The organism is Burkholderia sp. BCC0322 (assembly GCF_902833045.1).
GTDB lineage: Bacteria > Pseudomonadota > Gammaproteobacteria > Burkholderiales > Burkholderiaceae > Burkholderia.
In genome coordinates, this window is sequence record NZ_CADFDU010000009.1 from 196,332 (window position 1) to 207,978 (window position 11,647).

Genomic DNA, 11,647 nt, shown 5'->3' on the forward strand with positions numbered 1-11,647 from the left:
CCGCGTATCAGCCCGCGTCACCCCAGCCGCCGCCGAGCGCGACGTAGAACGCGACCGTGTCCTGCAGCCGCTGCGCGACCGCCTGCAGCCACGCCAGGCGTGCCTGATGGTATTGCACGTCGGCGACCAGCAACTGCACATAGCCGGTAATCCCTGCGTCGTAGCCGGCCTGCGTAAGCGTCAGCGCATCGCGGGCCGCGGCCATCGCGCGGGCCTGTGCATCGAGCGCCGCGGCGTCGTTCGCGAGCGCGCGCAACGTATCGGCGACCTGCGAGAACGCTGACAGCACCACTTGCCGGTAGGTCGCGTCGGCTTCGTCATACGCATCCTGCGCCGCGCGCCGCTCGTTCACCAGCGTGCCGCCGTGAAAGAGCGGCGCGGTGAGCCCGGCGCCGACGCTCCATGCGCGACCGGCCGGCGCGAACAACCGGCCGGCGACGATGCTGTCGAAACTGCCCGACGCGGACAGCGTGAGATTCGGATAAAGCGCGGCCGTCGCGACGCCGACCTGCGCGCTGGCCACGTGCAGCTGCGCTTCCGCCTGCAGGATGTCCGGCCGGCGGCGCACCAGCGACGACGGCGCCGTATCCGGCAGGCTTGCCGGCAGCGCGATGCGCTCGAGCGACAGGTCGGGCGTCTGCCAGTCGACGGGGTAGCGGCCCGCGAGCAGCGCGAGCAGGTCGTCGGCCTGTGCGCGCTTCTGATCGAGCGCGGGCAGCGTCGCCTCGAGCGACGCCCGCTGCGATTCCAGCGTGAGCACGGCGACGTAGGGCGCCGCGCCTGCCGTCACCTGCGCGCGCGTCAGGCGGATCTGCTCGTCGAGCAGGCCGATCATTTCGCGCGTGGCCGCGGCTTCGTCCCGATACGCGGCGCGCGCGATCATCGTGTTGACGACGTTGGCGGTCAGCATCAGGTACGCGCCCGCGAGCGCCTGGCGCTGCGCGTCGACACCGGCCGCCAGCGCCTCGACCTGGCGCCGCTCGCCGCCCCACAGGTCGAGCGTGTAGCTGACCGTCGCCGACAGCGTGTACAGGTTGAAGATCGATGCCGGCAGGGCCTGCCCGGTGCGCAGCGGCACGTCACGCTGGCGCGACGCGCCGGCCTGCGCATCGGCCTGCGGAAAGAAGATGCCCTCGCCTGCCCGCAGCGCGTGTTCGCTGCGCCGCAGCGTCGCCTCGGCGAGATCGAGCGTCGGGCTGTCGGTCAGCGCCTCGCCGACGGTCGAATCGATCGCACGGCTGCCGAAGCGCGTCCACCAGTCGCGCGTGAGCGGCTCGCTCGCCGACAGCGCCTGTGTCTGTCCGCCGCCCGTCCATGCGCCGGCCGTGGCATCCGCCGCGACGAAGCGCGATACATGCGGGGTGGGCGGACGCGTGAAGTCGGGCCCGACCATGCATCCGGCCAGCGACGCGACGGCCGCGAGCGCGGCCGCCGCGCGCGGCATCCGGCGGGCGCGGCGATTACTTGCCGGCCACGTACACATCGACGATCTGCCCGGGAAACAGCCGGACAGCCTTGTTCGGGACGATACGGAAAATGACCGGCAGCACGCGCACGTCGACGCGCTCGGTGCGCTGGTCGGACAATTCGATCTTCGGCGTCACGTACGGCTGCACGCGGACGAACTGGAGGTCGGCCTCGACCGACGTGCCGCGCACGAACATGTGCGCCTTCAGCGCGTGCAGGTCGGGTAGCTGGTGGATCAGGATTTCGTCGATGTAGCAGCGCACCTGCAGGCGGTCGACCGGCGTGCCGAGCACCGCGACGGGCGCGTTGCCCTGCGTGTAGGTGTCGTAGAGCCCCTGCGAAGTCAGGTAGGAGCCGACGGCCGCGTTCATCGCGAGCACGATGCCGTCGGCCGGCGCGCGCAGCGTGTAGCGGGCGAGCAGCGCGGCGGCCGCGTCGGCCGCACGCCGCAGCGCGATGGCCTGTGCTTCCTGGTTGCGTACGTCGTAACTCCACGCGCCGGCTTTCGTCAGGCGATATTGCCGCGTCACGACATCGAGGTTGGCCGCCGCGACACGTACCGAGTTCGCGGCCGTATCGAGCACATCGCGGCTCACGGCCTTCGGGTCGATGTCGTACGCGTGCTGCTGCTTGTCGTACTGATCCTGCGCGAGCTTCAGGCTGGCCTGCGCGGCCGTCGCCTGCGCACTCGCCACGTCGAGCACCTCGCGGCGCGGCTGCGCCTTCAGCTCGTCGAGCAGCGCGGCGGCGGCGTCGGCCTGCGCCGCGAGCTGTGCGGCGGTGGCGCGCTGCACCGAGTCGTCGATCGTCAGCAGCGCATCGCCGGCCTTCACCGGATCGCCGTCGTGCACGAGGATGCGCGTCACCGCGCCCGTCACGTCCGGGTAGACGTTCACGTTCGCGCCGGCCGGCTGCTCGCTTTCGACGATGCCGTTCGCATAGACGCCGCGTGCATACGGATTGGCGGCCGGCTTGAACACCGGCGGCTGCGGCGGCACCTGGCGGCTGTAGAGCCAGGCGGCGACGAGGCTGGCGAGCAGGCCGAGCACGGCCGCCGCGAACACGAACCTGTGTTTCATCGCGCACCTCCGCGCTCGATGCCGTTCAGCCTGCCGTCTTCCATCCGCAGGATGCGGTCCGCGTATTCGAAGATGCGCGCGTCGTGCGTGACGATCACGATGCAGCGCGTGTCGTTCAGCACCTTGTGCTTGACGAAGTCGATGATCATGCGGCCCGTGTCGCCGTCGAGCGACGCGGTCGGCTCGTCGAGGATCAGCAGGTCGGGCTGGCTGACGATCGCGCGCGCGATCGCCACGCGCTGCTGCTCGCCGCCGGACAGCTTGACGGGCGGCAGGTGCGCGCGGTTCGCGAGCCCGACGACCTCGAGATAGCCGAGCGCCTCCTTGATCGCGTCGTCCCACGGGCGGCGCTTCAGGATCAGCGGGATCGCGACATTCTCGGCCGTCGTGAGCCGCGGAAACAGGTGGTAATCCTGAAAGACGAAGCCGATCCGGTTCAGCCGGAAATCCGCGATCGCGTCGTTCGGCTGCGCCCACAGGTCGACGCCGTCGATCGATACCGAGCCGGATTCCGGCCGCAGGATGCCCGAGATTACGCTGAGCAGCGTCGTCTTGCCGCTGCCGGACGGCCCGACGATCAGCAGCATCTCGCCGAAGTTCGCCTGCATCGACACGTCGCGCAGCGCCTGCGTGCGCGCGTCGCCTTCGCCGAACCATTTGCTGACGCCGTGTGCGTCGATCGCGACCTTCGCCATCGTCAGCCCCGGAAGATGTCGAACGGCTCGATGCGCAGCACGCGCCGCACGCCGAGATAGCTCGAGATCGCCGCGATCACGACCACCATCCCGAACGCGAGCGCCAGGTTGCCGAACGTGACGAGCGCGGCGTAATCCGGAATCTGCAGCTTCGCGAGGCTGATCAGGAGCACGCACAGGCCAACGCCGAGCCCGTAGCCGGTCAGCGCGGTAAACGTCGCCTGGAACAGGATCATCGCGACGAGCTCACGGCTTTTCGCGCCGATCGCCTTCAGCGCGCCGAATTTGTCCAGGTTCTCGAGGATGAACGCATAGAAGGTCTGGCCGGAAATCGACAGGCCGATGATGAAGCTGATGATCGTCATCAGCAGGATGTTGGTGCCGAGGCCGGTCTGATACTTGTAGAAATGCGCGATCTGCGCGATGAATTCGTCGCGTGTGTACGCGCGATAGCCGAGCGATGTCACGACGGCCTTGATGTGCGCGATGTCCGCATCCGACTTCGGCTCGACGAGGATGTACGACGTGGTGAAGCGCGGCGACGGAATGTACTGGATCGCACGGGCATAGGTGGTATAGAGCGTCGGCGTGCCGAACAGGCCGCTGGCCGCGACCTTCGCGATGCCGACGATCACGCCGCGGTGGTCGTTCAATTCGAAATCGGTGCCGACCGACGGATTCTCGAGCTTCGGAAACTCCGGATCCTGGATCGCGATGAAGCCGTTCTCCGCGTAGATGTCCTCGATCCGGCCCTGCAGCATCGTCGGGCGGCCGAGCAGGCTTGCGTCGTCGAGGCCGACGACCGTCACGGCCTGGTAGGTGCCGGAGCGCAGCTTCACGAGCGCGGCGCCGGAGTAGAGCGGCACCGCATACTTGACGCCGTCGATGCTGCGCACCGCATCGAGCACGTAGTCGGGCATGCCGATGCTGTTCGCGATCGTCTGCACGGCCGGGTCCATCACCCACACTTTCGCGCCGATGTTGATCACGGACGCCGACGACTTGTTCAGGATGCCGGCGAACAGCGACGTCATCTCGATCATCAGCAGCACCGAGAACGTGATGCCGACGGTGAGCGCGGTGAACTTCGCGCTGTCGTTCACGAGCAGCTTGAATGCGAGGCGGAGGATGCCGTTCATGATGGGGAAGGCATCGGGTGCGAGCGCATCATGAACGCTCGCAGGCGGCGGGATCCGGCTGCGTGACGAAGGCGAGGAGGCCCGACACCAGCGCGACGATCGCGTACGGAAGCACATGCATGCCGACCAGCATCGCGTGCACGACGCCCAGCAGCGACGCGAGTGCGACGAACACGCCGAGCGTGGCCAGAACGATCCGGTAGGGCAGGTGCGTCATGACGTTCTCCGGGGAGGCGGCCGCCGGCCGCCCGTGAGCGCGATGCCGCGTGGCCGCGATCGTGGCCGCAACGGTTTGCGCAAGTCGTGGCGTCATGATCGCGTGCGGGGTTCCGGCACGGTTGATCTGTATCAACGGACGAATCCGGGCGCCGCGAGGGCATCCGGCCGCCTGCCGGGCCGGTTACGCCATCCGGGCAATCGTCTTGCGAAAGCGCATCAGCGACAGCAGGAACAGCGCGCAACCGATCGCGAACAGCACCGCGAACTGGATCCAGACCGCATCGAGGCCGGCGCCCCGGTACAGGATGCGTTGCGCGAGTTCGACGAAATGCGTGGTCGGCGCGGCCAGCATGATGTCCTGCACGGCGACCGGCATGCTCTCGCGCGGCGTCAGCCCGCCCGACAGCAACTGCAGCGGCAGCAGCACGAGCACCAGCAGCATCCCGAACTGCGGCATGCTGCGCACGAGCGTCGCGAGAAAGATGCCCATCGACGTCGTCGCGAACAGGTGCAGCGCCATCCCGGCCACGAACAGCGGGATGGAGCCCGGAATCGGCACGTGCAGCGCCCCGCCCACGACGAGCGTCAGCGATGCGACGGCCGCCACCGTGACGACGAGCCCCATCGACCAGACCTTCGCGAGCATGATCTCCGCCGCCGTCACCGGCATCACGAGCAGATGCTCGATCGTGCCGTGCTCGCGCTCGCGGATCAGCGCGGCCCCGGTGAGGATCATCGACAGCATCGTCACGTTGTTGATCAGTTCCATCAGCGCGCCGAACCACACTTCGTCGAGATTCGGGTTGAAACGCATCCGCATCGCGAGATCGACGGGCGGCAACGGCGCGCCGCGATAGCGCCGCACGAACGCATCGATCTCGCCCGACACGATCTGCTGCACGTAGCCGCCGCCGGTAAACGCCTGCGTCATGCGGGTCGCGTCGACGTTGAGCTGGATCGCCGCAGGGCGGCCGGCGAGCACGTCGCGCTGGAAATCCGGCGGAATGTCGAGCGAGAACGTGTAGTCGCCGTCGTCGAGGCCGCGGTCGGCCGCGGCCGCGCCGACGATCGGGGGCGGCGCGAACTGCGGCGGGAAGAACGCCGCGGCGATGCGCGCGGATAGCGGCGACGCGTCTTCGTCGACGATCGCGATCGGCACCTTGTGCAGCGTTTCGGGGCGCGCGGTGGCGGCGACGTAGATCGACGCGCTGAACGTGTAGACGATCAGCGCGAGCAGGATCGGGTCGCGGGCGAGGCTCCAGAGCTCCTTGACCCCGAGCCGGAAAATGACGAGCAGGCGCGACATGGTCAGCGCTCCTGTTTGCGCAGCAGCACGGCGGTCACGACCAGGATGGCCGGCGCCGCCGCGAGCAGCGGCCAGAACTGCGACGACAGGTCGGCCAGGCCGAGTGCCTTGTTGAACACGCCGCGGCTGATCGCGAGCATGTAGGTGGCCGGGTAGACCGTGCCGATCCACTTGCCGGCGCCTTCCAGCGACGACAGCGGCGTGAGCAGCCCCGAGAACTGCACGACGGGAATCAGCGTGCCGACGATCGTCATGAAGATCGCGGCGATCTGGCTGCGGGTGAACGTCGACGCGAACAGCCCGATGCCCGTGGCCACCACGTTGAAGACCAGCACCGCGGCCGCGAGCGTGAAGAAACTGCCCTTGATCCGCACGCCGAACGCGACGTCGGCCAGCACGACCATCAGCAGGAAGTTCAGCATGGCCAGCATCACGTAGGGCGCCTGCTTGCCGAGCAGGAATTCGACCCGTGTGACGGGCGTCACGTACAGGTTGACGATCGATCCGAGCTCCCGTTCGCGGACGACGGCCAGCGCCGTCAGCATCGCGGGCAGCATCAGCAGCAGCATCGGCATGATGGCCGGAATCATCGCCGGCAGGCTCCTGACGTCCGGGTTGTAGCGATAGCGGACGGCGATCTCGACCGGCGGCGCGAGCGACGCGCCGAGCCTGCGCTTTGCCTGGTCGCGCAGCCAGTTCTCGTGCATGCCGGCGACATAGCCGCGGATCGTCTCCGCGCGCATCGGCATCGCGCCGTCGATCCACGCGCCGATCTCGACGCGCCGGCCGTGCGCGACGTCGCGGGCGAAGCCGGGCGGAATCTCGATCGCGAGCGACAACTGGCCGTTGCGCATGCGCCGGTCGATGTCGCGATCGTCCACGAGCGCGGCGCGCGGCACGAAGTAGCGGGAGCCGGCGAGGTTCTGCGCGTAGTCCTGGCTCAGGATCGACTGGTCGCGGTCGAGCACCGCGAACGTCAGGTTGTCGACGTCGAGGCTGATGCCGATGCTGATCACGCACATCAGTACGAGCGATCCGAACAGCGCCAGCGTCGCCCGCAGCGGGTCGCGCCGCAGCTCCAGCACTTCGCGCCAGAGATAACTGCCGGCGCGTGCGGGGCTGAACCATGCGGCCGCGCGGCCGGCGCCGGCACAGGCGTCGGCGTCGGCGTCGGCCGGTGTGCTCAGCCAGCCCGCGTCGGATGCCTCGTCGACCGGCGTGCTGTCCGCTTGCTGCGCATCGGTCAGGTACGCGATGAACGCCTCCTCGAGCGAGCCGGCGCCGCGCGTGCGCACGAGCTCCCCGGGGGCGGCGCTGGCGAGCACCCGGCCCGCGTGCATCAGCGAGACGCGATCGCAGCGCTCGGCTTCGTTCATGAAGTGCGTCGAGATGAAGATCGTGACGCGATCGTGCCGTGCCAGCTCGATCATCAGCCGCCAGAAATCGTCCCGCGCGACCGGGTCCACGCCGGACGTCGGCTCGTCGAGGATCAGCAGCTCGGGCTTGTGCACCATCGCCACCGCGAGGGACAGCCGCTGCCGCACGCCGAGCGGCAGGCGTTCGGGCAGTGCGTCGAGCGCGCCGGCCAGCCCGAAGCGCTCGACCATTTCGGCGACCCGCCCCGGCACGTTCGCCTCCGGCACGCCGAACAGGCGCGCATGCAGCACGAGGTTCTGCCGCACGGTCAGCTCGCCGTACAGCGAAAAGCCTTGCGACATGTAGCCGACCCGCCGGCGCGTGTCGATGTCGTCGGCGGCGACCGGCTGGCCGAACAGCGTCGCCGTGCCTTCGGACGCGGGGAGCAGCCCGGTGAGCATCTTCATCGTCGTCGACTTGCCGCAGCCGTTGGAGCCGAGGAAGCCGAAGATCTCGCCGCGACGGATCTGCAGGCTGACGTGATCGACCGCGACGAAATCGCCGAAGCGCATCGTCAGCCCGTCGGCCTCGATCGCATAGCCGGCGGCGGCATCGGGCTGGAACGGCGCGATCCGGATCGGCTGGTGCCCGCGCCGCTGCGCGTCGGGGAGCAACGCGACGAACGCGTCCTCGAGCGTGCCGCAGCCGGTGCGGGCCAGCAGCGCGTCCGGGCTGCCGGTCGCCAGCACGCGCCCGGCGTCCATCGCGATCAGCTGGTCGAACCGCCGGGCCTCGTCCATGTACGCGGTGGCCACCAGCACGCTCATCGCCGGACGGGCGGCGCGAATGCGTGCGATCAGCTCCCAGAACTGGGCGCGCGACAGCGGATCGACGCCGGTCGTCGGTTCGTCGAGGATCAGCAGGTCCGGATCGTGGATCAGCGCGCAGCACAGGCCGAGCTTCTGCTTCATGCCGCCGGACAGTTTGCCGGCGGGCCGATCCAGGAACGGGTGCAGGCCGGTGCTGTGCGTGAGCGCGTCGATGCGGCGCCGCCGCTCCGCCGCGTCATGGCCGAACAGCCGCGCGAAGAACTGCAGGTTTTCCTCGACTGACAGCGTCGCGTACAGGTTCCGGCCCAGGCCCTGCGGCATGTAGGCGATGCGCCGGCAGACGCGCGCGCGATGACGGCGTGACGACAGGTCGCCGTCGAGCGTCCACACGCGCCCCTGCTGGATCGCGCGTGCGCCGGACACGAGCGCGAGCAGGCTCGATTTGCCGACGCCGTCCGGCCCGATCAGCCCGATCATGCGGCCGGCCGGGATGTCGAGCGTCACGTCGTCGAGCGCGGCCTTGTCGCCGTAGCGCAGCGAGACGCCGGTCAGCCGCGCGACCGGCGCGGGAACCGGCGGCCCTTCGGTCGCGCCTGCGGCGGTATCGGCCGGGAGCGTCGACTTCATTGGGGGACCTTGATCGCGAGGCGCGCGGGCCACGCGGCATTCGGATCGGCCTTCAGCCACGCGACACCGGGCAGCCCGGTCTTGACGAGCTTCAGATGGCGCTGCAGCAGGTCGCGGTCGATGCGTGCTTTCACCCGGAACATCAGCTTCTGCCGTTCGGTGGCCGTCTCGACCGTTTTCGGCGTGAACTGCGCGGTGCTCGACACGTACGACACGCGGGCCGGAATCACGTACTCCGGCGCTGCGTCGAGCACGATCCGCACGTCGGCGCCGAGCGGCACCCGGCCGACGACCGTCTCGGGCAGGAAGAAGGTCATGTAGACGTCCGACAGGTCGACCACGTTGAGCACCTTGCCGCCGGCCGGCAGCACCTCGCCCGATTCGGCCACGCGATACTGCACGCGCCCGTCGCGCGGCGATGTCAGGTCGCTATCCGAGATGTCGGCCTGCACGCGCGCGACCGTCGCCTGCGCGGCCGTCACGGCGGAGTGCGCGGCGACGAGCTGGGCGCGGGTCGCGTCGATCGCGGCCTGCGCGGCCTGCACCTGCGCGCGCGCCGCATTCACGGTCGCCCGCAGGCTGCCGGCGCGGGCGCGGTCGTCGTCGAGTTCCTGCATCGACGATGCGCCGTCGCGCGACAGCGTCTCGGAGCGCGCGAGCCGCCGCGTCGCCGCATCCAGTTCGCTTTCCCGCTGGACGACGACGGCCTCGGCCGCCGCCTTGTCGCTGCGCCGCTGCGCGACCTGCGCGTCGATGCTCGCCGCCGTGTTCACCGCCTGCTCCTCGCGGGCGCGCGCTTCGTCGAGCTGCGCCTGCAGCACGACGACGTCCATGCGCGCGAGCGGCTGGCCGGCTTTCACGAAGTCGCCTTCGTCGACGAGCATCGCGGTGACCCGCCCCGGCAGCTTGGTCGCGACGTCGATCTCGGTCGCTTCGATGCGGCCGTTGCCGCTCACGAGGCCGGCATCGGCCTGTCCGTCATGCCAGCGCGTCCATCCGTAAAACGTGATGCCGATCGCGAGCACGGCGACGCCTGCCCCGATCAGAACAGGGCGCTTGAGGGTTTTCATCGTAGGGAGTCCGGATTCGTCGATTCGTTGGTCGGGGGCGCGGCGGCGGCATCGCTGTCGCGCGTGGCGCCGCCGAGCGCGCCATAGAGCGCGACGCGGCTCGACAGCAGCGCCCGGCGCGTCATCACCCATTGCTGTTCCGCGTTCATCAGGTCGCGCTGCGCGTCGAGCACCTCGAGGAACCGGGTCGCGCCGCTGTCGTAGCGCAGCTTCGCGAGGCGGGCCCGTTCGGCCTGCGAATCCAGCGTGGCGCGCTCGATGCGCACCTCGTCGGCCAGCCAGTAACGGGACGCGAGCGCATCGGACACGTCGCGGAACGCACCCTGGATCGTCCGCTCGTACCGCGCGAGCGCTTCGTCGCGCTGCGCATGCGCCAGCGCGAGATTCGAGCGGTTGCGGCCGCCGTCGATCAGCGGCAGCGTCACGTTCGGGATCACCGACCAGACGCCGGTGCTGGATGTCAGGAGGTCGTGCAGCGCGCTGCTGCCCGAGCCGATCGAACTCGTCAGCGCGATGCGCGGAAAGAACGCGGCGCGTGCCGCGCCGATATTCGCGCGGGTCGCCTGCAGTTCGTGCTCGGCCGCGATCACGTCCGGCCGCCGCGCGAGCAGCGACGACGGCAGGCCGGGCGCGAGCGACGGCGCGACGGCGCCGTCGTCGAGCGCGAGCGGCGTGCCGGCCAGATCCGGCGGCGCGCCGACCAGCAGGGCCAGTGCATCGGCTGCCGACGCGCGTGCCTGCTGCAGCTGGGCACCGAGCGACTCCGCCTGCTGCAGCAGGATCTCGGCTTGCGTCAGGTCGAGGCGGGAAATCGCGCCGGCCGCATGGCGAAGCCGGAAAATCCGCAGCGACTCGCGGCGCGTGTCGATCGTCGCGCGGGTCAGCGCGATGCGCTCGTCGTATTCGCACAGGGTCAGATACGCGTTGGCGACCGACGTGATCACGCTCAGCGTGGCGGCACGCCGGGACGCGTCGCTCGCGAGATAGCGCTGCAGCGCCGCGTCCTTCAGGTTGCGCACACGGCCCCAGAAATCGAGTTCCCATTGCGTCTCGGCCAGCTGGACATCGTAGACCTGGCCGATGAACGGCGCCGGTGTCAGGAAGCCGCCCGGTGCGCGAAACCGCGCATAGGCCGCACCGGCGCCGATCGTCGGCCACTGGTCCGCGCGGCGGATGCCGTAGACGGCGCGCGCCTGTTCGACGCGGGCAACGGCCGCACGCAGGTCGCGATTGTTGGCCAGCGCCTGTGCGATCAGCGTGCGCAGGCGCGCATCGACGAAGTAGTCACGCCACGCAGGCACCGGTGCTGCCGCAGGCGCGTGGTCGGCTGCCGGATCCGGAAAGGCGGCGGGAATCGGCGCGGCCGGAGGTTCGTCACGCGGTGCGAGCGACAGACATCCGGAAAGCAGGCCGATACCCGTTGCGAGCGCAACTAAACGCACGTACCGGAAAGCTGCGATACGGAGGACGGAGGGAAGCGCGATGGCGCGCATGGAATGCCTCGGCGAATACGGAAACGCGGGGTGGCGCCGCCTCGTGGCGTCGCCGCTTCGGGTTCACTTATATCCGACGAATGACGCTCCTACCCTTGATCTGCATCACTTGCGCGGGAATGCGTTTCGAGCGCCGCTTCGGTTGACAGGCTCGCCGGAACGCGCCCGGTCCCGCGGATTGCGCCGGGCGCCGGGAGCGGGCAAGCCGCGCGGCAACGGTGAGCGGGAGGCCGGATCGGCAAGCGTCCGGCCTTCATGAAAGCCGGACAATTCTCCCGATATCCGGAAGACTCCCCCGGCCCGCTTCTTGCGTGCGCGATCGCCGTCACGTATATAGTGTCAAGCGACAAATCGATGATGCTGGCC

General features: G+C 69.5%; 9 protein-coding genes. All 9 read right to left on the bottom strand.

The window, feature by feature from the left end; genetic code table 11:
• Positions 1–7 precede the first annotated feature (7 nt).
• Positions 8–1,483: an efflux transporter outer membrane subunit gene (locus HWX39_RS24295; protein WP_175970334.1), complete on the bottom strand. Its 1,476-nt coding sequence runs from the start codon at positions 1,481–1,483 to the stop codon at positions 8–10.
• Positions 1,461–2,546 (bottom strand): biotin/lipoyl-binding protein, encoded by a 1,086-nt coding sequence (locus HWX39_RS24300; protein ID WP_175970335.1) that lies wholly within the window; start codon positions 2,544–2,546, stop codon positions 1,461–1,463. Before HWX39_RS24300 ends, HWX39_RS24295 begins: the two co-directional genes overlap by 23 nt.
• Positions 2,543–3,247, bottom strand: a complete 705-nt coding sequence (locus HWX39_RS24305) for an ABC transporter ATP-binding protein (RefSeq protein ID WP_175970415.1) — start codon at positions 3,245–3,247, stop codon at positions 2,543–2,545. The genes HWX39_RS24300 and HWX39_RS24305 overlap by 4 nt, the downstream gene beginning before the upstream one ends.
• Positions 3,244–4,380 (bottom strand): ABC transporter permease, encoded by a 1,137-nt coding sequence (locus tag HWX39_RS24310; RefSeq protein ID WP_175970336.1) that lies wholly within the window; start codon positions 4,378–4,380, stop codon positions 3,244–3,246. The genes HWX39_RS24305 and HWX39_RS24310 overlap by 4 nt, the downstream gene beginning before the upstream one ends.
• 28 nt (positions 4,381–4,408) lie before the next feature.
• Positions 4,409–4,597: a DUF2964 family protein gene (locus HWX39_RS24315; protein WP_175970337.1), complete on the bottom strand. Its 189-nt coding sequence runs from the start codon at positions 4,595–4,597 to the stop codon at positions 4,409–4,411.
• A gap of 183 nt (positions 4,598–4,780) precedes the next feature.
• Positions 4,781–5,905 carry an ABC transporter permease gene (locus tag HWX39_RS24320; RefSeq protein WP_175970338.1) on the bottom strand — a complete coding sequence of 375 codons (1,125 nt, stop codon included), beginning with the start codon at positions 5,903–5,905 and terminating at the stop codon, positions 4,781–4,783.
• A 2-nt stretch (positions 5,906–5,907) separates the two neighbouring features.
• Complete coding sequence (gene rbbA / locus HWX39_RS24325; RefSeq protein ID WP_175970339.1) at positions 5,908–8,718, bottom strand: ribosome-associated ATPase/putative transporter RbbA; 2,811 nt, start codon at positions 8,716–8,718, stop codon at positions 5,908–5,910.
• Entirely contained in the window at positions 8,715–9,788 is a 1,074-nt protein-coding gene (locus HWX39_RS24330) for an efflux RND transporter periplasmic adaptor subunit (protein WP_175970340.1), read from the bottom strand. The genes rbbA and HWX39_RS24330 overlap by 4 nt, the downstream gene beginning before the upstream one ends.
• Positions 9,785–11,281 (bottom strand): efflux transporter outer membrane subunit, encoded by a 1,497-nt coding sequence (locus HWX39_RS24335; protein WP_175970341.1) that lies wholly within the window; start codon positions 11,279–11,281, stop codon positions 9,785–9,787. The genes HWX39_RS24330 and HWX39_RS24335 overlap by 4 nt, the downstream gene beginning before the upstream one ends.
• Positions 11,282–11,647: the final 366 nt, after the last annotated feature.